15 protein-coding genes and 1 tRNA gene are annotated in these 24,164 nt (G+C 75.4%); 5 read left to right on the forward strand and 11 right to left on the reverse strand.

Going from position 1 to position 24,164, the window contains the following annotated elements; translation table 11 throughout:
• Nucleotides 1–90 precede the first annotated feature (90 nt).
• Complete coding sequence (locus AC0VX2_RS07725) at nt 91–1,491, forward strand: sodium/glutamate symporter (RefSeq protein ID WP_049147311.1); 1,401 nt, start codon at nt 91–93, stop codon at nt 1,489–1,491.
• A gap of 133 nt (nt 1,492–1,624) precedes the next feature.
• Here AC0VX2_RS07725 and AC0VX2_RS07730 read toward each other — a convergent pair.
• The 3 genes from AC0VX2_RS07730 to AC0VX2_RS07740 all read right to left on the reverse strand — a co-directional run bounded on the left by AC0VX2_RS07730 (nt 1,625) and on the right by AC0VX2_RS07740 (nt 6,215).
• Nucleotides 1,625–1,698: transfer RNA gene (locus AC0VX2_RS07730), tRNA-Met, on the reverse strand.
• Between the two features lie 176 nt (nt 1,699–1,874).
• On the reverse strand, nt 1,875–5,018 hold the full coding sequence (locus AC0VX2_RS07735; protein ID WP_475432501.1) for a UPF0182 family membrane protein: 3,144 nt from the start codon (nt 5,016–5,018) through the stop codon (nt 1,875–1,877).
• A gap of 126 nt (nt 5,019–5,144) precedes the next feature.
• Complete coding sequence (locus tag AC0VX2_RS07740) at nt 5,145–6,215, reverse strand: YlbL family protein (RefSeq protein ID WP_223247460.1); 1,071 nt, start codon at nt 6,213–6,215, stop codon at nt 5,145–5,147.
• 196 nt (nt 6,216–6,411) lie between these two features.
• On the opposite strand from AC0VX2_RS07740, the gene AC0VX2_RS07745 reads away from it, so the two are divergent.
• Nucleotides 6,412–7,812 (forward strand): zinc-dependent metalloprotease, encoded by a 1,401-nt coding sequence (locus AC0VX2_RS07745; RefSeq protein WP_069941440.1) that lies wholly within the window; start codon nt 6,412–6,414, stop codon nt 7,810–7,812.
• Between the two features lie 64 nt (nt 7,813–7,876).
• Here AC0VX2_RS07745 and AC0VX2_RS07750 read toward each other — a convergent pair whose 3' ends face one another.
• Nucleotides 7,877–8,548, reverse strand: coding sequence for a M48 metallopeptidase family protein (locus tag AC0VX2_RS07750; protein ID WP_036314354.1), 672 nt, complete (start codon nt 8,546–8,548; stop codon nt 7,877–7,879).
• Between the two features lie 97 nt (nt 8,549–8,645).
• Between AC0VX2_RS07750 and AC0VX2_RS07755 the strand changes: the two genes are divergently transcribed.
• Nucleotides 8,646–9,374 carry a ThiF family adenylyltransferase gene (locus AC0VX2_RS07755; RefSeq protein ID WP_136940062.1) on the forward strand — a complete coding sequence of 243 codons (729 nt, stop codon included), beginning with the start codon at nt 8,646–8,648 and terminating at the stop codon, nt 9,372–9,374.
• 42 nt (nt 9,375–9,416) lie between these two features.
• Here AC0VX2_RS07755 and AC0VX2_RS07760 read toward each other — a convergent pair whose 3' ends face one another.
• The gene (locus AC0VX2_RS07760; RefSeq protein ID WP_136940061.1) at nt 9,417–11,546 is read right to left on the reverse strand and encodes an ATP-dependent DNA helicase UvrD2; all 2,130 of its coding nucleotides are present in this window, start codon (nt 11,544–11,546) and stop codon (nt 9,417–9,419) included.
• 15 nt (nt 11,547–11,561) lie between these two features.
• On the reverse strand, nt 11,562–12,551 hold the full coding sequence (nudC, locus tag AC0VX2_RS07765) for an NAD(+) diphosphatase (protein ID WP_136940060.1): 990 nt from the start codon (nt 12,549–12,551) through the stop codon (nt 11,562–11,564).
• 72 nt (nt 12,552–12,623) lie between these two features.
• On the opposite strand from nudC, the gene AC0VX2_RS07770 reads away from it, so the two are divergent.
• A complete protein-coding gene (locus AC0VX2_RS07770) occupies nt 12,624–13,730 on the forward strand; it encodes a phosphotransferase (protein ID WP_136940059.1) in 1,107 nt (368 codons plus the stop codon).
• On the opposite strand, the gene AC0VX2_RS07775 is transcribed toward AC0VX2_RS07770, so the two are convergent.
• From AC0VX2_RS07775 to AC0VX2_RS07785, 3 genes are read right to left on the reverse strand one after another with little or no spacing between them, the layout of a single operon-like run.
• Nucleotides 13,705–17,229, reverse strand: a complete 3,525-nt coding sequence (locus tag AC0VX2_RS07775) for an ATP-dependent helicase (protein ID WP_475432505.1) — start codon at nt 17,227–17,229, stop codon at nt 13,705–13,707. The two genes, AC0VX2_RS07770 and AC0VX2_RS07775, sit on opposite strands and share 26 nt — an antisense overlap.
• Nucleotides 17,217–20,657: an ATP-dependent helicase gene (locus tag AC0VX2_RS07780; RefSeq protein WP_377662946.1), complete on the reverse strand. Its 3,441-nt coding sequence runs from the start codon at nt 20,655–20,657 to the stop codon at nt 17,217–17,219. Before AC0VX2_RS07780 ends, AC0VX2_RS07775 begins: the two co-directional genes overlap by 13 nt.
• The gene (locus AC0VX2_RS07785) at nt 20,654–21,064 is read right to left on the reverse strand and encodes an MGMT family protein (RefSeq protein WP_357012411.1); all 411 of its coding nucleotides are present in this window, start codon (nt 21,062–21,064) and stop codon (nt 20,654–20,656) included. The genes AC0VX2_RS07780 and AC0VX2_RS07785 overlap by 4 nt, the downstream gene beginning before the upstream one ends.
• Nucleotides 21,065–21,108: 44 nt before the next feature.
• Here AC0VX2_RS07785 and AC0VX2_RS07790 point away from each other — a divergent pair, with 44 nt between their 5' ends.
• Nucleotides 21,109–21,795, forward strand: a complete 687-nt coding sequence (locus AC0VX2_RS07790; RefSeq protein ID WP_036381094.1) for a 3'-5' exonuclease — start codon at nt 21,109–21,111, stop codon at nt 21,793–21,795.
• A gap of 28 nt (nt 21,796–21,823) precedes the next feature.
• Here AC0VX2_RS07790 and hemL read toward each other — a convergent pair whose 3' ends face one another.
• Nucleotides 21,824–23,149 carry a glutamate-1-semialdehyde 2,1-aminomutase gene (gene hemL / locus AC0VX2_RS07795; protein ID WP_475432507.1) on the reverse strand — a complete coding sequence of 442 codons (1,326 nt, stop codon included), beginning with the start codon at nt 23,147–23,149 and terminating at the stop codon, nt 21,824–21,826.
• Complete coding sequence (hemB, locus tag AC0VX2_RS07800; RefSeq protein ID WP_036314332.1) at nt 23,146–24,132, reverse strand: porphobilinogen synthase; 987 nt, start codon at nt 24,130–24,132, stop codon at nt 23,146–23,148. Before hemB ends, hemL begins: the two co-directional genes overlap by 4 nt.
• Nucleotides 24,133–24,164: the final 32 nt, after the last annotated feature.

Below are 24,164 nucleotides of genomic sequence, written 5' to 3' on the forward strand. Positions count from 1 at the left end.
GCCCCGGCCCCCGCGCTCCTTTGGTACTGTCCCGGGGTCCCTCGGCACGCTCCGCGGGACGCCCCCGTCCCCGCACAGAGGAAGAACCCCATGCAAGAGCAGTTCACGGCCTGGTCCGTGCTGGTCGACGCCGGCCTCATCGGCGCGCTCCTGGCCGTGGGCACGCTGGCCCGTGCCGTCATCACGCCCCTCCAGACCCTGATGATCCCGGCCTCCGTCATCGCCGGCATCCTGGGCCTGGTCCTCGGCCCGAACGGCCTGGGCTGGCTGCCGTTCAGCTCCCAGCTGGGCACGTACGGCTCGATCCTGATCGTCATCGTGTTCGTGTGCATCGCGCTCACCGACGACTTCGACGTCCGCAAGATCGGCCGCCCCGTGGGTGCGTTCGCGTCCTACGGCGTGCTGATCTACGCCTCCCAGGTGGCCATCGGCGCCCTCGTCACGCTGGTCCTCCTGCAGCCGCTGTTCGACGCGCCCGACTCGTTCGCCGCCCTGCTGTTCGCCGGCTGGGCGGGCGGCTTCGGCTCCGCGGCCGCCGTGGGCCAGGCATACGCGGCCAACGGTGATGCGACCGTCACCTCGCTGGCCTACACCTCGGCCACCGTCGGCATGATCGTCGGCGTGGTGGGTGGCATCATCCAGGCCAAGATCGGCGCGCAGCGCGGCCACGCGCGGGAGTTCGCGGGCCTGACCTCCATCCCGGAGGAGCTGCGCACCGGGGTGCTGAACCAGGTGGAGGAACGCCCGGTCATCGGCCGGCACACCTTCTCGGCGGCCTCGGTGGAGTCACTGGCCTTCCAGGTCGGCGTCGTCGCGATGATCGCGGCGGCCGCGCACGGCGTGGTCTCCTGGATCACGTCCGTGTGGCCGAGCGTCGTGGGCGAGGACGGACCCCAGCTGATCATCCCCGCGTTCGCGATCGCGTTCCTCCTCGGCCTGATCGCTCGCGTCCTGTTCCAGGCCACGAAGACGGCGAAGTTCCTCGACCCGGGCTCGCTGAACTCGGTGTCCGGCACCGCCACGGACATCCTCATCGTCTGCGGCATCGCCGCGATCGCCCCGACCGTGGTCGTGGACTACTGGCAGCCGCTGCTGCTCCTGTTCGTGATCGGCCTCGCGCTGGCCCTGTTCCTGGGGATCGTCGTGGCGCCGCGCGTCATGACCGACGCGTGGTTCGAGAAGCAGCTGTTCACGTGGGGCTGGGCCACCGGCGCCGTCGCCACGGGCGTGGCCATGCTGCGCATCGTGGACCCGAAGCTGAAGTCCGGGACCATGGAGCAGTTCGGCGTGGCCTACATCCCGGTGGTGCCCGTGGAGATCGCGGCCGTGTCCTTCGTGCCGCTGCTGCTCCTCGCGGGCCTGTCCTGGGCCGTCGTCGGCATCTGGGGCGCCATCGCGGTCATCGCGATCATCGCTGCCGTCTGGCTGCGCCGCACCGACCCGGGCCGCCGCACCCCGGCCCAGCAGGCGGTCCGGGCCTCGAGCCGCTGACGCTCCCGCTCCCCCGCGTTGATCGCCCGAGGGCGGTCGGCTCGCCCGCCGGCACCGTGCCGGCGGGCCGGGGCGACCGGGTCCGGACATGCGAGAAGGCCCCCAGCAGATGCTGGGGGCCTTCTCCTTCTCGTTGCGGGGGCAGGATTTGAACCTGCGACCTCCGGGTTATGAGCCCGGCGAGCTACCGAACTGCTCCACCCCGCGGCGACTTCTAGAACTATACACACCTGTTCCGTCGAGTTCAAATCGGCGTCAGCACCCCGCCACCCGGCGGCCATGCGGCGGCCACCTGCCCCGAGACGACAGCGGCCCCGACCACGCGCGGTGCGTGGCCGGGGCCGTCGTCGACGGTCCGGCGGGCCCGGCCCGCCGGCGCCGACTCAGCCGCTCGGCGTCGGGCTGGGGCTCGACGACGGCGCGGGGCTCGCCTCGGCCGGGGCCTGCTCCTGGGCAGGCGCGTCGCCGCCCAGGGCGTCGTCGGCGGCGGTGGCACGCTTCAGGGCCTCGTTGAGACGCTTCTGCTGCTCGCCGTAGCCGGCCCAGTCGCCCTCGGCCAGACGCTCCTGGCCCTGGGTCAGGGCGTCCTGAGCCTCCTCGAGGGCCGCCGAGAGCTCCTCCTCGACGGTGCCCGGAGCCGTCGGCTCCTCGCCCGGCGCGGGCGCCTCCGCCTGCTTCTCCTCCGGGGTGACCGCGCCCGAGTCCCCGTCGAACACCTGGTCCAGGGCCTCCTGGAGGGTGTCCGCGAAGCCGACCTTGTCGCCGAAGGAGACGAGCACCTTGCGCAGCGTCGGGTAGGTGGTGCCGCCCGAGGAGCGGACGTACACCGGCTGGACGTAGAGGATGCCGCCGGCCACCGGCAGGGTGATCATGTTGCCGTTGAGCACCTCGGACGCGCCCTGGCGCAGCAGGTTCAGCTCCCGCGAGACGTCCGCGTTCGAGTCGAAGTTGGCCTGCGCCTGGCCCGGGCCGGGCACCGTGGTGGACCGCGGCAGCTCGAGCAGTCGGAGCTGCCCGTAGCCCTCGGCCTTCACGCCGTCCTCCCCCGAGCCGGCGTCGCCGGTGGCGGAGAGGAAGCCGTAGAGCACGTTGCGCTGCTGGGCACCGTCCGTGATCTGCGGGATGTAGCTGCTGGTGAGGGAGAACGCCGGCTCGTCCTGGCCGGGCATCTGCAGCGTCATGTAGTACGGCGGCTGCTTGACGTCCTCCTCGCGCGTGGGGTCCGAGGGCACGGACCACGCGTCGTTGTTCTCGTAGAAGTCGTCCGCATCGGTCACGTGGTAGCGGCCGAGCAGCTCGCGCTGGACCTTGAACATGTCCTCCGGGTAGCGGACGTGGTCCAGGAGTCCGGCGCTCATCTCCGAGTACGGGCGCAGCGAGGACGGGTAGACGTTCTGCCAGGCCTGCAGCAGCGGATCCTGGTCGTCCCACGCGTAGAGAGACACCGAGCCGTCGTACGCGTCCACCGTCGCCTTCACCGAGTTGCGGATGTAGTTCACCCGGCCCTGGAGCGCCGGGTTCTGGCCCTGGCTCAGGGAGTCCACCGTGACCTCGCCCAGCTGCTGCGCGGTGGAGTACGGGAACTGGTCCGAGGTCGTGTAGGCGTCCACGATCCACTGCACGCGGCCGTCGACGATCGCCGGGTAGGGGGCGGTGTCCACCGTCAGGTAGGGCGCGACCTTGCGGACGCGCTCGGCCGGGTCGCGGTCGTAGAGGATCTGCGAGGCCTCGTTCACGTCCGAGGACAGCACCAGCTCGGGCGAGCCGAACTTCACCGCGTACGCGAGCCGGTTGAACAGGTTGCCCACCGAGGGGCCGCCGTCGCCGGAGAAGGTGTACGCCGTGTCCTCCTGGGAGTCGGCCGTCTGCGGCCGGTCGCGTTCGACGGCCGGCGCGCCCTCGGGCGCACCCACCACCGAGTACGAGGGCGAGTTGAGCCCGAAGTAGATGCGCGGCTCGTAGTCCTGGTCGGAGGCCAGCGGCCCGCGCGTGGGGATCTCGGAGAGCAGCCACTGGGGCCGGCCGCCGGCCGCGACCTCGGAGGCGTCGGCCACGACCATGCCGTAGCCGTGCGTGTAGATGGTGTGGCGGTTCACCCACGACTGGGAGTCGTCCACGTTGACGTCACGGGCCGCCAGGATGGTGTCCCGCGTCTGGCCGTCCACCTCGTAGCGGTCCACGTGCAGGGTGGTGGGGAACGCGTAGTACGGACGGAACTGCTGGAGCTGCCCGAAGGTCTGGGAGATCAGGTTCGGGTCCATGAGACGGACGTTGGCCGTGTTGGCCTCCTCGCCCGCCAGGGCCCCGGCCTCGGTGTCCGTGGCGCCCTCATAGTTCGTCACCTCGACGTCGTCCAGGCCGTACGCCTCGCGCGTCATGGCGATGTTCCGCTCGATGTACTGGGATTCGAGCGTGCGCTCGGACGGCTTCACCTGGTACTCCTGCACGATGAAGGGGTACGCCGTGCCCACCACGAGCGCCGTGATGACCAGGACCGCGGTGCCGATCAGCGACAGCCGCCACCGGCCCGAGACCACCGTCCACACGAACAGGCCGGCCACGATCACGGCCGTGACCGCCAGGATCGCCGACGTCGGGATGACCGCGTTCACGTCCGTGTAGAGCGCGCCGGCCCAGTTGCCGGTCTGCGACTGCGTGGTGCGGTAGCGGTTGAGCCAGAAGTTGACGCCCTGCAGCAGCAGGAACACGGCCAGGGTGATGCCGATGTGGGCGCGCGCCGCCGGGGTGATCCGCACGCCGCCGCCCTCCTCCACGCGCACCGCGCCGTACAGGTAGTGCACCAGAAGACCGGTGATGCCGGAGACCAGGACCACCGAGATCAGGTACCCGACCACGAGCGTCAGGAACGGCAGGGTGGCCATGAAGAACATGAGGTCCAGGCCGAACTCCGGGTCCGCCTGGCCGTAGGGCACCTGGTTCAGGAACAGCAGGACCGTGTTCCACCCGTTCATCGCGGTGGAGCCGGCGAACACGCCGAGCACGAGCGGGACACCCAGGAACACCAGGCGCCGGATGGGCTCCAGCTGGCGCTGGGCCTGGCTGAGCGAGTCCCGCGCGGCCGCGGACGCGTCCGCGGGGCGGTGGCGCCAGGCCGTGCGGATCGCCAGCCACACGGCGAGGGCCATCCCGAGCCCGGCGATCAGGAACAGCGCGGCCTTGGCGACGACCTCGGTCCAGAAGACCTCGGTGAAGCCCAGCTGCGAGAACCACAGCACGTCCGTGTAGACGTTCGTGAACACCACGAACAGCCCCACGAGCACGGCCACCGCGATGATGGTCAGCACGAGCGCGCTCGGCCGGCCCGGCCGGCCCCTGCCGCGCGCGGCGGAGGACCCGCCCCCGCCGAACGGGCCACCAGGACCGCGGTCGCCGTCGTCGCCCGGGCCGCGCGGGGCGCCGCCGAAGGGGCCGAACGCCCCGAACGGGCCGGACTGGCCCCCGGCGGTCCCGCCGCCGTCACGGGGCGGGCCGCCGAACGGTCCGCCGCCTCCCTGTCCGAAGCTCACTGCTCTGTCCTCTTCCCTCCCGCGTCCGCGGGGCTCTGCTCCGGTCCGGGGCGCTGCGCCCCGGACATGTCGTCCGGTCTGGTGGTCTGGTGGTCTGGTGGTCTGGTGGTCCTGGTGTGCGTCGGCTCAGCCGCACGTCCGGGCGGCGGCCGGGGTCTCCCCCCGGGCCACCGCCTCGACGATGTCGCGGGCCTGGCCCAGCGTGTCCACGGGGTACACCGTCAGGCCCTCGGGCACACGGCCGGCCAGCTCCTCGCAGTTCGCCGTGGGGGCGAGGAACGTCGTGGCCCCCGCCTCGGCGGCGCCGCGCACCTTCTGCGGGATCCCGCCGATGGGACCCACGACGCCGTCCCCCGTGATCGTGCCCGTTCCCGCGATCGGGGCGCCCCCCGTCATCGCCCCCGGGGTCAGCCGCTCGATCACGGTGAGCGCGAACATCAGACCCGCCGAAGGTCCGCCGATGTCCGGCACGGTCAGCTCGACGTCCACCGGGACGTCGTAGGCGGTCTCGATCAGGGCCCCCATCTGCCACGGCTGGGGCGCGCCCTCGGGGGCGGCCGCCACCGGCACCTCGAGGTCCTGCTCCACGCCGTCGCGGCGGACCGTCAGCGTGACCGGGTCGGGCCCCGCGGCCCCGACGGCGGCGCGCACGGCCTCCAGGTCGGCCACGGGCCGTCCCTCGGCGGCGATCACCTCGTCCCCGGCCCGCAGGACGCCCTCGGCGGGCCCGCCGGGCACGAGCTGCTGCACGACGAGCCGCTGGGGCACCTCGCGTCCGAGCTCGTGCAGGGCCGCGGCGGTCGCGGTCTGCTGGGAGTCCGACATGGCCGCCGAATTGGCCTCGCCGACCTCGTCGGAGGTGACGCCGGTGGGATACATCAGCTCGCGCGGGGCCACGTCCACGGCGGGGTCCGTCAGGCCGCGGCCGAGGTCGAGCAGGGAGGTGGTGCCGATGGGAGGACCCCCGACCATCACGGTGGTCATGTGCAGGGTCCCCTCACCCGGGTCCGCCTCGCCGCCCTCGACGCGCAGCACGGGTCGACCCTCGCGTTCGCCCAGCAGGTCCACGGCGGGGCCGGGGCCCTCGAGGATGTAGGGGGTGGGGGCCAGCAGTGCCAGCCCGGCGCTGCCCAGGGCGAGCCATCCGGAGAAGGGCACGCGGGCGGCGCGGGTGGTCCTCGAGGGCACTGCGCGCACGCGACACCGTCTTTCCTGGGGGTCCTGATCGGGCCGTCCTCGCCGCCGGGCACGGGCCGCGCGGCGACGGTCACACCAGTCTACGCGGGGCCGCGACCCCCGCCTGCCCCGCGCGACGCCGTGCGCCATGGGCGAACCGCGCCGCCGCGACGTCGGGAGGGCGGGCGCGCCGCGCCGACGCGGATACGCTGGAGACATGAGCAACGACGCGCGCACGCCCGGATCCGACGACGGCCGCGACCCCCTGGAGGAGATGCTGCGGCAGCTCTTCGGCGGCCAGGGCCCCGACCCGGACGAAGTCCGACGCGCCATGGAGGGCCTGGGCGGCCCCGGCGGGGTGCCCTTCGACCCGTCCCAGCTGAATCCGGCCATGATGCAGCAGGCCATGGCCCAGTTCCAGGCGATGGTGAGCTCCGGCTCCGGCTCGGACGGCCCCGTGAACTGGGCTCTGGCGAAGCAGGCCGCCCGCCAGGCCGTGGCCGGCGAGGACCCGGCCGTCGGCTCGTTCGCGCGACGCGAGGTGGACGAGGCGCTGCGGCTGGCCGAGCTGTGGCTCGACGGCGTCACGCAGACCGAGCCCGTCGGCAGCGTCGGCGTGGCCTGGTCCCGTGCCGAGTGGGTCGAGGCGACCATGGACCAGTGGCGCCGGCTCACCGAGCCCGTGGCCGTCTCGATGTCCCGCGCGATGTCCGCGGCCATCGAGCAGCAGCTGCCGGGCCAGCTCCCCGAGGGCATGGACGCCTCCCTGCTCGGCGGGCTGCAGCCCATGCTGAAGAACATGGGCGGCACGATGTTCGGCCTGCAGCTCGGCGGCGCCGTGGGCGCCCTGGGCAAGGAGGTGCTCTCGGGCACGGACATCGGCCTGCCCGTCGCCGGCCACCGTCTCGCCCTCGTCCCCGTGAACATCGAGGAGTTCGGCGACGGGCTCTCGGTGCCGGACGACCAGATCCGCATCTACCTGGCCCTGCGCGAGGCCGCACGCATGCGCCTGTTCCTGCACTCGCCGTGGCTCGAGCGGGACCTGTACGCCGCCGTCGAGCAGTACGCCGCGGGCATCCGCCTGGACACCGAGGGCATCGAGCGGGCCGCGCAGTCGGTGGACCCGATGGACCCCGGCTCCCTGCAGGCCGTGTTCGACGGGGCGTCCTTCATCGCCGCCCCGGACGCCACCCAGCAGGCCGCGCTGGACCAGCTGGAGCTGCTCGTCGCCCTCGTGGAGGGCTGGGTGGACGTGGTGGTCGCCGAGGCCGCGCGCCCCCTCGAGTCGGCGGCCGCCCTGCGCGAGACCATGAACCGCCGCCGCGCCTCGGGTGGCCCGGCCGAACAGGCCTTCGCCGCCCTCGTGGGCCTCGAGCTGCGCCCGCGCCGCCTGCGCGAGGCCGCCGCGTTCTGGGAGCACGTCACGGCCGAGCACGGCACGGAGTACCGCGAGGAGATCTGGCGCCATCCCGAGCGTCAGCCCACGGCGGAGGACCTCGAGGACCCCGCCGGGTACGCCGGGCGCCGCTCCGCCGCGGACGCCAGCGCCGAGTCCCTCGACGACGAGCTGCGCAAGCTCCTCGAGGGCGGCTTCGGCGACGCGCCGCGCGAGGGCTGAGCCCCTCCCGGCACGACGGCGGCGGGCGGTCCGGCACCTCGGGTGCGGGCCGCCCGCCGTCGTGTCAGCCCGCGTCCTCGTCCTCCGCCCACCGGTCTGGCGCCGTGCGACCGCGGCCCTCCGCGAAGGTGACCCCCTCGAGGAAGGCCATCGCCTCGGCGTAGCGCGGGTACCGGTCCACGAGGCGTCGGAAGGCCGGGCCGTGTCCGGACTCCAGCAGGTGGGCCAGCTCGTGGACGAGCACCGCCGCCACCACCCAGTCCGGCATGCCGCGCAGCTGCGTCGAGAGCCGGATGGTGCCGCGGGCCGGCGTGCACGAGCCCCAGCGGCGGCGCTGCCGGGCCGACCACGTGACCGAGACCGGACGGGCCCGCCCACCCAGGTGCGCCGCCGAGAGCCGTCCCGCCCAGGCCAGGAGCGCGTCGTCGGAGCGGGCGTCGGCGGGGCCGCCGTCCGGGTCGGCCGCCGGCTGCCCCGTCCCGCCGCGTGCGCCCACCTTCGCGACCATCCGGCCGATCCACTCGCGCTCCTGCGCGGCCGAGAGCCGGGCCGGGACGTTGACCTGCAGGCGGCCGTCGCGCCACGCCGCCGAGACGGTGCGGGTGCGGGCCGTGGAGCGCACGAGCCGCACGGGCGTGCCCTCCCAGTCCAGATGGATGCTCTCGCGGGCGGGACCGCGGTGGGCGGCCGGGACGGCACGCGGAGGGCGGCCGGGGGCGGGCGGGACAGGGCGCATCCGGCCATTGTCCGGCATGGGCCGCAGGCTGTGGACAATCCGGCGCGGTCCGGGAGCGCCCTGGCAGGGTGGGAGGCACCGAGCCGAGAGGAGAGCCGTGCGCACCGTCGCCGAGACCGTCACCACCGTCCCTCATGATGCCGCCGCGTCAGCGCTGGAGCCGGGGGCGTGGGCCCCGCCGACGGACGTCCACGTGGCGGGCCTCGACGCGGTGGGCGCGGCGATCGCCCACGCGCTGGCGGGGGCCGGGGCGCTGCGCCTGGCCCTGTGGGATCCGCGGCCCGTCGACGCCGCGGACCTGGGGACCGGCCTGCTGCCCGGGGACCTCGGTCGGCCCCGGGCGGGTGCGCTCGAGCGCCGGCTGGGCGATGTGGCCCCCGGGCTGCGCGTCTTCGCGCACCACGGCCCGGTGCCGGTGCTCGTGGGGCAGGCGACGGTGGCGGTGGGGTCCGTGCTCGACGCGGACCTGGCCGCGCAGGCCCTGGCCGCCGACCACCCGCTGCTGCCGGTCACGGTGGGGCCGAAGGCGGTCACGGTCGGGCCGTGGTGCGCCCCCGGGGTGCGCGGGTGCCCGCTGTGCCGATGGCCCGTGGACCCGGCGGGCGTCCCCGGTGCCCCGACGGCGCCCGGCCCGTCGGCGCACCGGGGACAGGTGGACGGGCTCGCGGCGCTGCGGGCCGCCGTGCTGACCGTTGACGCGCTGCGGACCGGACCGGCCCCCGGCGTGCTGCGGGCCGATCGGGTGACGGGACGCACGCGCCGGGTGAAGGTCCGCCCCCGGCCCGGCTGCGCCTGCGACCCGGACGCGCTCGGCTGGGCGTTCTGACAGGGTCGGCGCCGCCGGCGGAACGGGGTGCGGGCCCGCGGCTCAGGCCGCCGGGGTGCCGTGCAGCAGCTCGAGCAGCTCCGGTCCGTGCTTCTCCAGCTTGGCCTTGCCGAGGCCGGGCACCTTCAGGAGCTCTGCCGGGGTCCTCGGCATGGCCTCGGCGATGGCCACGAGGGTGGCGTCCGTGAACACCACGAACGCGGGCATCCGCATCTCGGCGGCCGTGCGGGTGCGCCAGTCGCGCAGCTCCTCGAGCACCGCCTCGTCGTACGTGGCGGGGCAGTCCAGGCAGCGGCCGACCTTGCGCTCCGCTCCCGTCTCGAGGGGCTTGCCACACGTGCGACACACGGCGACCTTCGCACCCCGGCGCCGCGGCGCCGTCGGGCCGGCCGCGGATCCGCGGGCCGGGGCGTGCTCGCGGGTGCCGCCGAGGGTCGGGTCGATGGCCCACAGGAACCGGGAGGGCCGCCGGGTGGAGCGCCCGCCCGTGCCCCGCGAGAGCGTCCACGTCAGCGACAGGTGCTGGCGGGCACGCGTGATCCCCACGTAGAGCAGGCGCCGTTCCTCGTCCACCTCGGCCTGGGTCTCCGCGAAGGAGATCGGCATGAGCCCCTCGGACAGGCCCACGAGGAACACCGCGTCCCACTCGAGGCCCTTGGCGGAGTGCAGCGAGGCCAGGGTGATGCCCTGCACCGTCGGCGCGTGCTGGTGCTGGGCGCGCTCGTCGAGCTCGGCCACGAGCTCGGTCAGCGTGAACTCGGCCCCGCGCGTCGTGGCGAGCTGGTCGGCGAGGTTGACGAGGGCGTGCAGGGACTCCCACCGTTCACGGGCCGCGCCGGAGGCCGCCGGCGGTTCGGCGGAGTAGCCGAGCGAGGAGAGCACGTCCCGCACCCGGTCCGTGACGTCGTCGCCCGTCAGGTCCTGGGCGGCGCGGGCGGCGGCCCGCAGCTGCAGGATGCCGTCGCGCACCTCGCGCCGGGAGAAGAACCGCTCGCCGCCGCGCAGCTGGTAGCCGATGCCCGCCGAGGACAGCGCCGTCTCGAAGGCCTGGGACTGGCCGTTGGTGCGGAACAGGACGGCGATCTCGGAGGCCGGCACGCCGTCGTCGATCAGCGCCGCGATCCGGTCTGCGACCCAGCCGGCCTCGGCCTCGTCGTCGGTGCACTCCGCGAACACGAGGTCGGGGCCGGCCGGCCGCTGGGAGACGAGCTCGAGGGGGTCGGGCCAGCGCGGCATCGTGCGGTCCCGCTCCCCCGCCTTGGTGCGGTCCGCCAGCAGGCGGTTGGCCGCCTCCACGATCTGCGGGCTGGACCGGTAGTCACGCACGAGACGGACCACCGTGGCCGCGGGATACCGCTCACGGAAGTCGGTGAGGAAGCGGGAGGTCGCGCCCGTGAACGAGTAGATCGTCTGAGAGGCGTCGCCGACGACGCACAGGTCGCCGCGGTCGCCGAGCCAGAGGTCGAGCAGGCGGTGCTGCAGCGGCGAGACGTCCTGGTACTCGTCCACCACGAACACCCGGTACTGGTCCCGGATCGTGGCCGCGATCTGCGGCTCGGTGGACAGGATCCCCACGAGGATCAGCAGCACGTCCTCGAAGTCGATCATGTTCCGGGCCGTCTTGGCCTCCTCGTAGCCCGTGTAGAGACGGGCGACGGTGGTGGCGGTCCAGCCGGCGGGCATCTCCCGCTCCTTGGCGGCCTCCGCGTAGCCCTCGGGGGCGTGCAGGGAGACCTTGGCCCATTCGATCTCGCCGGCGAGGTCGCGCAGGCCGGCCCGGTCCACGGTCATGCGCATGCGCTGGGCGACCTCCGTGAGCAGGCGCACCTTGTTCTCGATCAGCGAGGGCATGGGCCCGCCCACGGCCTGGGGCCAGAAGTACTGCAGCTGGCGCAGGGCCGCCGAGTGGAACGTGCGGGCCTGGACGCCGGCCACGCCGAGGTCGCGCAGGCGGGTGCGCATCTCCGCGGCGGCGCGCGCCGTGAAGGTCAGGGCGAGGGTGCGGTGCGGGTCGAAGACGCCGGAGGCCACGCCGTAGGCGATGCGGTGCGTGATGGCGCGGGTCTTGCCGGTGCCGGCGCCGGCCAGGATGCAGACGGGCCCGTGCAGGGCCGTGGCGGCCCGGCGCTGCTCCGGGTCGAGGCCGCGGAGGATCTCGTCGGGAGTGCTCATGCGGGACGAGTCCTCCTAGGTGATCAGGGTCTGCGCATCGGGCAGCGTCCCACCGTACCAATCCTCGATGAGTGCCCGCGCGATGGACACGGCCCCGGGCAGGGTGACGTCGCCCTCGCGGGCCAGATGCGCGAGCTCCTCCCGCTCGAACCAGCGCACGGAGAGGATCTCCTCGCCGTCCGGGACCGGCTCGGCACCGGCCGGGGCCAGCGCGGTGAAACCGAGCATGAGCGAGCGCGGGAACGGCCACGGCTGGGAGCCGCGGTAGCGCGGCTGCGTCACCGTGATCCCGGACTCCTCCGCGATCTCCCGGACCACCGCGTGCTCGAGGGACTCCCCCGGCTCCACGAACCCGGCCAGGCAGGAGTACAGCCCCTCGGGCCACGCCGCGTTGCGGCCCAGCAGGATCCGCCCGGCCGGGTCGATGACGGCCACGATCACCGCCGGGTCCGTGCGCGGGAACTGCTCCCGGGAGCAGTTGCGGCAGCGACGCACCCAGCCGGCCGCCTCGACGTCCGTGGCGCCGCCGCAGAACGCGCAGAAGCGGTGGGTGGCGTGCCAGTTGGCGTTCGCGACAGCGGCCACGAACAGCCCGGTGTCCGCGTCGCTGAGGGCGGCGGCCGCATCGCGGAGGCCGACCCACACGGCGTCCGCGAGCGCGGTGGCCGCGTCCTCCGGCAGGGCCGCCGGCGGCTCGACGGCGACGGAGACCACCTCGCGCTCCCGCCCGTGCGGGCCCCGGTCCGCCGCGGTGCCGCGGCCCAGATACGCGGCCTCGGCCGGCACGGGGCCGGAGGGCGCGGTGAAGACGAGCCGGCCGTCCGCGACCGGTGCGCGGCCGCCCTGCAGCCACAGGACCTCCGTCCCCTCGCGCGCCCAGGACGCCGCCAGGTGGCCCGGGTCGAGGCGGGCCACGGCACCGCGGTCCAGCTCCTCGCGGGCCAGCGGCAGGGCCAGGGGCGGTGCGGCGGTGGGGTCGGACGACGACGGGGGGCAGGAGGCCATGCGTCCAGGCTAGCGACCCGTCTCCGGTGCGCCCGACGACGGGGGAGGGCGTTCCGCGCCTAGGCTGGAGGGGTGGATCGTCAGCCCCTTCGTCTCGCAGCCCTGGCCGCCGCGGCCGTCCCCGGCCTCGCCCCCGTCTCCGTGGAGGCGAGCCCGGACGACCCCGCGGACTTCTCGACCGCCGTCGTCGTGGACGGTGAGGGCCAGCGGTGGCGGGTCCGCTCGCCCCGCACCCCGGAGGCGGGCATCCGTCTCGAGACGGAGCTGCAGGTGCTGGCGGGCCTGACCCCGGCGGTGCGCGCCGGCCTGCCGTTCCGCACGCCCTCCGTGGCGGGCGCAGTGCGGCTCGAGGGGCTGCGCACCTTCGTCTACCAGGACATGCCCGGGCGTCCCGTCACCCTGGACGAGCTGGCCCGGCTCGGCGAGCCCGCGGTGCAGGACGTGGGCCGTGTGCTGGCCGCGATCCACACGCTGCCCTCGGACGTCGTGGACCACGCGGACCTGCCCTCCTACACGGCGGAGCAGATCCGGCAGCGTCACCTCCACGCCCTCGACCAGGCGGCCACCTCCGGCCGCGTGCCGCCCCTGCTGCTGCGCCGCTGGGAGGAGGCCATGGAGGAGGAGGCCCTGTGGCGGTTCACCCCGGTGCCCGTGCACGGTGACCTGCACGAGGACAACCTGCTCCTCGAGCGCGGCCGCGTGGTGGGCGTGACGGGCTGGACGGACCTGCACGTGGGCGACCCCGCCGGCGACGTCGCCTGGCTGGCCGCCGCCACGGACCCGGACCTGGCCGACCGCGTCCTCGACGCCTACGCGGCCCGGCGGGCCGACGCGGGGGCCGCCGACGACGGCGACGCCCACCTGATGCGCCGTGCGGCGCTGCTCGCCGAGTTCGCCCTCGCCCAGTGGCTCACGCGGGGCCTGGACCGGCACGACGAGGGGATGGTCGCCGAGGCGGAGGCCATGCTGGCCGAGCTCGAGGGCGACGTGCGCTCCGCGCAGGAGGCGGCCGCGCGCCAGGCGGAGGCCGACGCGGCCGCCGACGCCGCCGAGGACGCCCGGGATGCGGCGGAGGACGCCCGGGAGGCCGCGGCCGTGAGGAGCGCGGACCCGGAGACGGGGTCGCTGCCCGCCGTCGAGGTGGTGCGGCCGATCAACGGCGGGCCAGGGCGTCCGTGATGTGACGCTCGAGCTCCTCCTCCCCCGGCAGGTCCGGGAAGGAGCGCTCCTGCCCGTGGGCCACGTACACGAAGCTGGCCCCGATCCGTTCCAGCGGGATCCCGTGCAGCCGTGACCAGGCGAGCCGGTAGACGGCCAGCTGCAGCGACTTGAGCTCGAGGTCGCGGCCCCGCGGCACGGCGCCGGTCTTCCAGTCGACGAGCTCCCAGTCGGCCTCGGGGTCGAAGGGCAGGCGGGGGTCGCCGCCGGAGCGGTAGATCGCATCGACCCGGCCCCGCAGTGTGATCCCGCCGACCGTCGTCTCGACCGGGGCCTCGACGAAGGCCGGGGTGCGCTCCGCCCAGCGCGAGGAGCGGAACCACTCCTGCATCGGGCCGAGGTCGAGGGCCTCGTCGACCCACAGGTCCGCGGCGTCCTCGGCCGAGTCGATGTCCAGCATGCCGGTGGCCCCGAAGCGCTCCTCGAGCCACGCGTGGAACGCCGTGCCGCGTCGCGCCGCGTGCGCGGGCGGCCGGGGCAGGGGCCGGCGCAGCTGCTCGGCCACGGCCTGCGGGTCGGCGGCGAGCTCGCCGTAGAGGGACACGGAGACGTGCTCGGGCAGGGCGGTCTCCCCGCCCGTCCCGGCGACGTCCCGGCGGCGCAGCAGCACCCAGTCCACCTGGCGGGCCAGCTCCGGGTCGTCCCCGAGCGCCGCCGGGTCCGCGGCGTGCACGGCCGCGGCGGCCGCCTCCACCCCGTGCCGGCGGGCCCGGGAGCGGCGCGGCAGCGGCTGCCAGCGTTCCTCGTCCTCGGGGTCCTCCGGGTCGGCGACGAAGGCCTCCGGGCCGTCGAGCGGGTCGAAGGGCCAGCGGGCGACCAGCGTCCGGGCCGCGGCGGGGTTGGCCTCGGGCAGGTCGTCCTCGGCCGGGGCGGGGCCGAGCGCGACGCCGGGCACCTCCCCCGCCAGACCGGCCACCTCCTCGAGGAAGGCCGAGGCCGGCAGGGGCTCCTTGTTGACTCCCTTGAACAGGGAGGTGCTCAGCCACAGGGCGGATCGCGCGCGCGTGTACGCGACGTAGGCCAGGCGCCGCTCCTCGCGCTCGGCGTGGGCGGCCACGGCCACGGCATAGGGGTCCGGGTTGCCCTCCTGGGCCGCCTTCGAGCTGTATCCGGTGCCGGCCGACTGGACCCAGTCCCGCTGGTCCTGCGCCCACGAGCCGTCCCACTGCGGCAGCGACGCGCGGTCCCCGCGCAGGGGCCACGGCAGCGCGCCGGCCCGGGGGCTGGTCCAGCGGTCCGCCCGCGTGGACGGGAACGTGCCCTCCTGCAGGCCGGGGACCGCGACGACGTCCCACTCGAGCCCCTTCGAGGCGTGCGCGGTGAGCACCTGGACCAGGCCGGGGGTGGGTTCGGCGTTCTCGACGCCGAGGCCGTCCTCGTGCTCGAGGACGGACTCCGTCCAGGCCAGGAACGCCGTCAGGTCCGTCGCCGTGGTGCCGGCGCCGAAGTCGCGGGCCGCGTCCTGGAACGCGTTCAGGTGCCGCCGGGCCGCGGCCGCGGAGACGCCGGGCCGCAGGGCCACCTCGACGTCCAACCCCGTCTCACGGATCACCTCCGCGATGAGGTCGGCCGGGTCCTCCCCGGTGCGCGTGGAGAGCCGGCGCAGCTCGGCGTTGACGGCCCTCAGCCGGGCCAGGCCCTCGGGTGAGAAGCCGCGGCCGCGCGAGCCGACCCAGTCCGTCCCCTCCCCGGGCAGGGAGTCGAGGGCCTCCAGCAGGGCGGCGGCGTCGGCGTCCTCCTCGGGGCTCACGTCCCGGGCCGGGTCCGGGGCGTCCCCGGCGGGGTCCTCCCGCCCACCGCCGGCCCGCCGGGCCCGCAGCCGCGAGACGAACCGGGCGCGCTCCTGCAGCACCTCGAGGTCGGCCACGCCGATGCGCCAGCGCGGGCCGGTGAGCAGGCGGACGAGCTGGTCGCTGCGCGTGGGGTCGGCCAGCACGTGGAGGACGGCGAGCACCTCGGCGACCTCCGGCAGCGCCAGCAGCCCGGAGAGCCCGAGCACCTCGTAGGGCAGGCCGGCGGCGTCGAGCGCGTCCAGCACGGGGCCGAACTGGGCGCGGGTGCGGCACAGGACGGCGCGGCTCGGGGTGGTCCCCCCGGGCCCGGACCCGGTGAGGGCGCCGAGGCGGGCGACGACGTCGGCGGCCTCCTCCTCCGCGGTGACGAACCGGTCCACCCGGACGACGCCCTCCCCCGCGCCCGGCCGGGGCCGCAGGGTGCGCACCTCCACCGGCGCGCCGCCCGTCGCGGCGGCGTGGGCGTTCAGCGGTGCGGCGACGGCGTTGGCGACCGCCAGGATCGACTCCTCGTTGCGCCACGCGATCGTCAGGTGCGAGACGTCCGCGTTCACGCGCCGCGGGGCGCCGCCGGGGCCGGTCTCCAGTCGGGGGAAGGCGTGCGGGAAGGCGAAGAGCTGCCCGGCGGAGGCGCCGCGGAAGCCGTAGATCGACTGGTGGGGGTCACCCACCGCGGTGACGCAGTGCCCCAACCCGGGCGCGTCGTCCTCGGGGCCGCGCGGGCCGAACAGCCCGGCGAAGATCCGCATCTGGGCGTGGGAGGTGTCCTGGAATTCGTCCAGCAGCACCACGGGGAACCGCGCGCGCTCCTGCTCGCCGGCCGCCGGCACCTCGACGGCGATGCGCGCCGCGTGGCGCAGCAGGTCGCCGAAGTCCATCACGTCCTGCTCGCGCTTGACCTCGTCGTAGCGGGCCACGAGGTCCGCCATGAGGGCGCGGTCCGCCAGGCCGGTCAGGAACTCCTGGATCTCCTTCGAGGGGGTCTTGGCGCGCGGGGGCAGCGGCAGGGCGCTCCCCTGCTCGGCCAGCCGGGCGAGGAACTCGCGCACCTCGTCCGCACTCACCAGGTGCTCGGCCATGTCCCCGGCCAGCCGCAACGCCTGCGTGATGAGCCGGGACGGGGCCACGCCGAGGGTGTCCGCGACCACCGGATGCGAACGCACGACGGCGCCCATGAGCCGGTGGGCGTCCGCGCCTCCGAGCAGCCGCGCCTCCGGTTCCACGCCGATCCGCAGGCCGTGGTCCCTGACGAGCGCGCCGGCGTAGGAGTGGTACGTGGACACCGAGGCGCGGCCCAGGTCCTCGGGCTCCCCGTCGAAGCCGGGGATCTCGAGGCCGGAGCGCAGCAGGGCGTCCACGCGCCCGTTGATCCGCTCGGCGAGCTCACCGGACGCCTTCCGGGTGAACGTGACGCCGAGGACCTCGTCCGGGCGCACGAGACCGTTGGCCACGAGCCAGACCACGCGGTCGGCCATGGTGGCGGTCTTGCCGGAGCCGGCGCCGGCCAGCACCAGGCGCGGAGTGAGCGGGGCGGTGACCACCTCGGCCTGCTCCTCCGTGGGCGGGGGCAGCCGCAGCCGCGCCGCGATGTCCTCCGGCGAGTGGACCGCGTCCTCGACGCGCGGACGATCGGTCTGGGCGGCGGGATCGCCGGTCAGCGGGGCCATTCGGTGACCTGCCTTCCTTCGGAGCAGAGCGGACAGACGGAGGGCAGCGCGCACCGGCGGGCGCCGGCCTCGTGGAGGGCGAGGAAGCGCGGCCCCGTGGTGCGGCGGGCCGCCGTGAACACCTGCTCGAGCGCCCAGGTGTCCTCGTCCTCGAGGGCCGGCTGGTCCTGCACCTTGGTCTTCTGGGTGCCGGCGCCGAGCTGGACGAGGGCCGCGCCGGCCGGTGTCGTGGGGTGCTCCAGACCGGCGAGCGCGGCGCGCAGGGCGGGGTCCGTGGCGGGGTCGTCCCGGACCTGCTCCAGACCGCCGGCGCGGACGGCCACCTGATAGGCGGCCAGCTGGGGCTGGCGCGCCATCTCCGCGCCGGTGGGGGCGCTGCGGCCGGTCTTGAGGTCGGCGATGAAGGGTCGGCCCTGCGCATCCGCCTCGAGCCGGTCCACGACGCCGGTGATCCGGACGGTGGTCCCGCCCCAGGTCAGGTCCGCGAGGAGCCGCACCTCCTGGGCCACGGGCCGACGCCCGGCCGCCCGGGCGATGCTCCAGTAGCCGATGTAGGCGTCCACCAGGCCGCGGGCCCGGTCGTGCTCGATCTCCGTGATCCAGCCCTCCGGCAGGCCGAGTTCGGGCAGGCGGCGTTCCAGTTCGGCGCGCACGTCCTCGGGCACGCCCTCGGGGTGGTGTTCGGCCACCGAGTGCACGAGCGTGCCCACGGACTGGGCGAGGGTTCCGCCCGCGTTCGCGCCGACGTGGTACAGCACCCAGTTCAGCGGATTGCGCAGGGCCGTCTCCACGCGGGAGGGCGAGAGCGCGACGACCTCGCGCTCCGGGTCGACGAGCGCGGCCTCGGTGGACAGCGGCAGCAGGCCCCACCAGCGTCGGGGGTCCGCGACGGTCACGCCGTCCTCGGCGAGGACCGCCAGGCCGGCGGCCGCCGCGGCCCGGGATGTCGCCCCGTCGGCCGCGTCCGCCTCGTCCCCGGCCTCCAGGACGCGGCGCAGCCGGCCGACGAGCGCGGACGCCGTGATCGGGTCGGGGACCGCGGTGAGCCGCCGGACGCCGGCGGCGTCGCGCGCCTCGGCGGGCAGCCGTTCGGGCGGGTCCACCAGGTCGAGGAAGTCGGAGGGGCCCTCATCCGGCGAGCGGACGGCCGTGACGACCACCTGACGCCGTGCCCGGGAGACCGCGGCCGCGAGCATGCGCAGCTCGTCCTGACGCACCTCGCGCAGCCGGGTGCGGTGATCCGTGGGCCACGGGGCGTCCGCGGGCAGGGTCACGAGGTCCACGAGGTCGGTGGCGCCGAGCAGCTGGCCGCGCAGCCGGGTGTTCGGCCACACGCCCTCCTGCAGGCCCACGACGATCACCGTGTCCCACTCCTGGCCGGCCGCCGCGGCAGGGGTGCGCACGTGCACGGCGTCACCGGACTCGGCACGGCGGGCCAGGGTGTCCACGGGCAGGTCCTGGGACTCCATGTAGACGGCGAACGACTCGGGCGACGCGCCCGGGAACTGGTCCACGAAGCGCTCGGCCACCTTGAACAGGGCGACGACGGCGTCGAGGTCCGCGTCCGCCCGGCGGGACTCGCGGCGCTCGTTCGCGTGCTCGGCGGGCCGCAGCGCGAGCGAACGCCACCGCTCGGCCCGACCGGAGGCGGACCACAGCGCCCACAGCACGGTCTCGGGCGAGGCCGAGGGGGCGCGGGCGGCCTCCAGGCCGTCCCGGAGCATCCAGTGGACGCGGCGCAGGGCGCGGTGCCGCTCGTGCTCGGGGCCGGCCAGGCTCGGGTCCAGCAGGGCCGCGGCGAGCAGCGCGTCCGAGGTGCGCCGGCCGCCCCGGCCCCGCTCGGCGGCCAGCAGGTCCTGGCGCAGCCGCCGCACGTGCAGCGCGCTGGCCATCCCGTACCGGCCGGTGAGCAGTCCCACGACCTCGTCCGGGTCGAGCACGTCCTCGACCCGGGCCTCCGGATCCTCCGCGAGCGCCCCCGCCGCGTCCACCAGCGTGAGCAGGGGCGCGACGGCGGGCTCCTCCTTCAGCACGAGCCCGGCGGCGTCGCGCAGCACGGGGACGCCCTCGGCCTCCAGGTGGCGGGCGAGCGCGGCCACACGGGAGCCGGAGCGGGCGACCACGAGGATCCGGTCCAGGGGCACCCCGTCCTCGTGGTGGACCCGCAGCACCCGTTCGAGGACGAGCTGGTCCTCGTGGGCGCGGGTGGGCACGACGTGCGCGCGGACGGCGCCGTCACCGTCCGCCGGGACGGTCTCGGTCCGGGTCCGTTCGACGCCGGCGGTGCGCTGGCGGACCCGGCGGGCCACGCGCAGGTAGGCGTCCTGGACCTCGGCGCGCATGCGGTGCCCGCGCGTCAGCACCCGGACGCGCCCGTCCGGGGACGCGGGCGGGGCGGCCCCCGGCACGGGATCGGGGTCGAGGACCCCGGGGTACCGGGCGAGGAGGTCGGGCCGGGCGCCGCGGAAGCCCTCCACGGTGGTGTCCGGCGACGCGGTGAGCAGCACGTCCCGCCCGCGTCCGAGCACGGTGAGCAGGTCGTGCACGGCGGGGGTGGCCTCGTGGAGGTCCTCGACCACGAGCACGGCCAGGCGGTCCCGCTCCGCCGCCACGAACGCCTGCGCCGCGGCGTCGCGCTCCGGGTCCTCGGGATGCCGCTCGGTGAGCACGCGGACGGCGGCGGACAGCAGCCCGGCGGCGTCGAACGCCTCGGCCATGCCCAGGTCGATCCGGTCCCGGTAGTCCTGCAGCAGCACGGCCGCGGCCTCCCACTCGGGGCGCCCGTGGGCGGTGCCGAGCTCCTGCAGGCGGCCCGGCTCGAGGCCGAGCTCGCTCATGCGGTCCACGAGCTCGCGGACCTCACGGCGGAATCCCCTCGCCTCCACGGCGGGGGCGACGTCGGCCGGCCAGTCCGGCGCGGCGGCGAGGCCGGCGGCGTAGCCCTCGAGCAGCTCGGCGATGACCGTGTCCTGCTCGGCGCCGGTGAGCAGCCGGGGGGCGACCTCCAGATGCCGCAGCGGTCCCGTGACGCGGGCACGGCGCAGCAGGTCGAACGCGTAGGAGGACCAGGTCCGCACGGGAGTGACGGCGCGGGTGCCCCGCCCGGCGGCGGCGAGCCGGCGGGTCAGGGCGTCGCGCAGCCGCGCCGCCGCGTCCCGGCTCGGGGCCAGCAGCAGGAGGGACTCGGGGTCCAGCCCCGCCTCGATCCGGCGGGCCGCGTACTCGACCGCCACGGTGGTGCGCCCCGTGCCGGGGGCGCCCAGCACGAGCACGGCGCCGTGCCCGGGGGCGAGCGAGGCGATCGCCTCCTGCTCGTCCGTGAGCGTGATCCGGTCCTCGGGCGCGGCGGCCGTGCGCACCAGCCGGGCGGCCCGTTCCGGCGCCGCCGCGTCGTCGTCGACGGGGTCCTCCCCGTGTTCCCTGGTCATGGCCTCATCCTCGCACCGGGCCCGGACACGATACGGTCGGCGATCGCACGGATCGCCCGCGCGGCGCCGTCGTCGGGCTCCCAGCGGGCCCGGCGCAGGTCCACGCGCCCGGCCGGGGTGCGGGGCGTGCCCTCCCGTTCGTGCTCGACGGCGGCCCGCGCGGCCAGCTCCGGGGGCAGCGAGCCGTCGGCCCGGACCACGCGCCACCACGGCGTGCCGGGGCTCGATTCGGCCAGCGCCCGGCCGGCGTGCCGCGGACCGCCGACCCCCAGCAGGCCGGCCAGCCCCCCGTAGCTGACGGCGCGTCCGGGCGGGACCAGACGGGCGAGCGCCTCGAGCCCCTCGCCGAGGGTGAGCGGTCCGTCGTCGCGGTGGCGAGCGCCGGGGAGCACAGGGTGATCGGTCACGACCCCATCCTGTCGTGTCCGCCGGTCCGGGTAGCGTGAGGCGCGTGACTTGGCATGAGAGCATCCGCGCCGGCTTCGACCTCGAGACCACCGGACGTGATCCGCGCACCGCGCTGATCGTGACCGCCACCCTGGTGATGGTGGACGAGCACGGCCGCGCCGCGTCGTCGGCCGAGTGGCTCGTGGACCCGGGCGTGCCCATCCCCGCCGAGGCGGCCGAGGTCCACGGCGTCACCACGGAGCGGGCGCAGGCGGAGGGCATGCCCGCCGCGCAGGGCGTCGCGGAGATCACCGAGACCCTGCGGGACCTGTTCGCCGCGGGCATCCCCGTGGTGGCCTTCAACGGCGTGTACGACTTCACGGTGATGGACCGGGAGGCGCGCCGCCACGGGCTGACGCCGCTCGAGGCCCGCCCCGTGATCGACCCGTTCGTGCTGGACAAGCAGGTGGACCGGTTCCGCAAGGGCAAGCGCACGCTCTCCGCGGTGTCCGAGCACTACGGGGTGACCCTGGAGAACGCGCACACCTCCGCGGCGGACGCCCTCGCCGCCGTCCAGGTGGCCGACGCCCTGGCCGCCCGGTACGAGCAGCTGCGCGTGGCGCCGACGGACCTGCACGAGCGGCAGGTCCGCTGGAAGGCCGAGCAGGCGGAGAGCTTCGAGCAGTACCTGCGACGCAAGGACCCGCAGGCCACCGTCTCGCGCCACTGGCCGGTCGAGGCCGAGCGCTGAGCGCCCGGCCCCGACCCGCACCCGGGTCTCAGCCCTGGGGCGTCGCCGCCGCGGCCGCTTTCGCCGCGGCCGGCAGCGCGTCGAGCACCCGGGTGACCGCCGCGTCGTCGTGGGCGGCGGAGACGAACCAGGCCTCGAACACGGACGGCGGCAGGTACACGCCGGAGGCCAGCATCGACTGGAAGAACGGGGCGTAGCGGAAGACCTCCTGGCCCTGGGCGTCCCGGTAGTCCCGCACGCCGGTGCCGGAGGTGCCGAACGCCAGGGAGAACAGGGTGCCGGCCCGCTGGATCGAGTGGTCCACGCCCTCGGCGTCGAGCGCGGCCACGAGGCCCTCGCGCACGGCGTCCGAGGCGCGCGTCACGGCCGCGTAGACGGCCTCGTTGGCGCGGGAGAGCGTGGCGTGGCCGGCGGCCATGGCCACCGGATTCCCGGAGAGGGTGCCGGCCTGGTACACCGGACCGAGCGGGGCCAGGTGGTCCATGATCTCGGCGGAGCCGCCCAGCGCGGCCGCGGGCATGCCGCCGCCGATCACCTTGCCGAAGCACCAGATGTCCGGGGTCCAGCCCTCGGGCTGTCCGGACAGGCCCCAGCCGCCCGTGGCGGTGGCGCGGAAGCCGGTGAGCACCTCGTCCCAGATCAGCAGCGCGCCGTGGCGGCGGGTGATCTCGCGCAGGAACGCGTTGAAGCCCTCGGCGGGCTCCACGACGCCCATGTTGCAGGGCACGGCCTCCGTGATGAGCGCGGCGATGCGCTCACCGTGCTCGGCGAACACGGCCTCGACGGCGGCGCGGTCGTTGTAGTCCACCACGAGGGTCTCGGAGGCGGCGGCCTCGGTGACGCCCGCGGAGCCGGGCAGGGCGGCGGTCGCCACGCCCGAGCCGGCCGCGGCCAGCAGGCCGTCCGAGTGGCCGTGGTAGCAGCCGGCGAACTTCACGATCAGGTTGCGGCCGGTCACGCCGCGGGCCAGGCGCAGGGCCGTCATGGTGGCCTCGGTGCCGGTGGACACGAAGCGCACGCGCTCGACCGGGACCTTGGAGGCGATCAGCTCGGCCAGCGCGGTCTCCTCCAGCGTGGAGGTGCCGAAGCCGAGGCCGCGGTCCACGGCGGCGTGCACGGCCTCGACGACCTCGGGGTGCTGGTGGCCCAGCAGCATGGGGCCCCACGAGCAGACCAGGTCCACGTACTCGTTGCCCTCGACGTCGGTCAGGTACGGGCCGCGTGCGCCGGCCATGAACCGGGGCGTGCCGCCCACCGAGCCGAAGGCGCGCACGGGTGAGTCGACGCCGCCGGGGATGACGGCCTGGGCCGCGGCGAAGGCGGCGGCGTTGGTGGTCGGCTGGGACGCGGTCACAGGGACCCCTCCTTCATCCAGCGGCCGAGCTCGGCCGCCCAGTAGGTGAGCACGGAGTCGGCGCCGGCGCGCCGGATGGAGAGCACGGACTCGACGATCGAGGCCTTCCGGTCGATCCAGCCGTGCGCGGCGGCGGCCTCGATCATCGCGTACTCCCCCGAGATCTGGTACGCGGAGACGGGCACGTCCGCCATGTCCGCCACGTCGCGCACGATGTCCAGGTAGCTCATCGCGGGCTTGACCATCACCATGTCCGCGCCCTCCTCGAGGTCGAGGGCGACCTCGAGCAGGGCCTCGCTCCGGTTGGCGGCGTCCATCTGGTAGGTCTTGCGGTCGCCCGTGAGCTGGGAGTCGACGGCGTCGCGGAACGGCCCGTAGAACGCCGAGGAGTACTTCGCGGCGTAGGCGAGGATCGCGGTCTCGTGGTGGCCGGCGCCCTCGAGGGCCTCCCGGATCACGCGGACCTGGCCGTCCATCATCCCGGAGGGGCCGAGCACGTCCGCACCGGCCTCGGCCTGCGCGACGCCCATCCGGGCGTAGATCTCCAGCGTCGCGTCGTTGTCCACGGCGCCCTCGGCGGTGAGCACGCCGCAGTGGCCGTGGTCGGTGAACTCGTCCAGGCACAGGTCGGACATCACGACGAGCCCGTCCCCCACCTCCGCCTTCACGTCCCGGATGGCCCGGTTCAGGACGCCGTCCGGGTCCAGGGCGGCGCTGCCGACGGCGTCGCGCGTGGTCGGCACGCCGAACAGCATGATGCCGCCCAGGCCCAGCTCGGCGGCCTCGGCCGCGGCGGCCTTGAGCGAGTCCGCGGTGTGCTGCACGACGCCCGGCATCGAGGCGATCGGCACGGGCTCGGCGGCGCCCTCCTTGATGAAGGCCGGCAGGATCAGCTCGGCGGGGTGCAGGCGCGTCTCGGCGGCGAGGCGGCGCATCGCGGCGGACCGGCGCAGACGCCGGGGACGGTGCAGCGGGAAGGACATGACGGGGTCACACGCTCCTGGTTCGGGGACCC

The organism is Micrococcus sp. iso_239 (genome assembly GCF_056173395.1).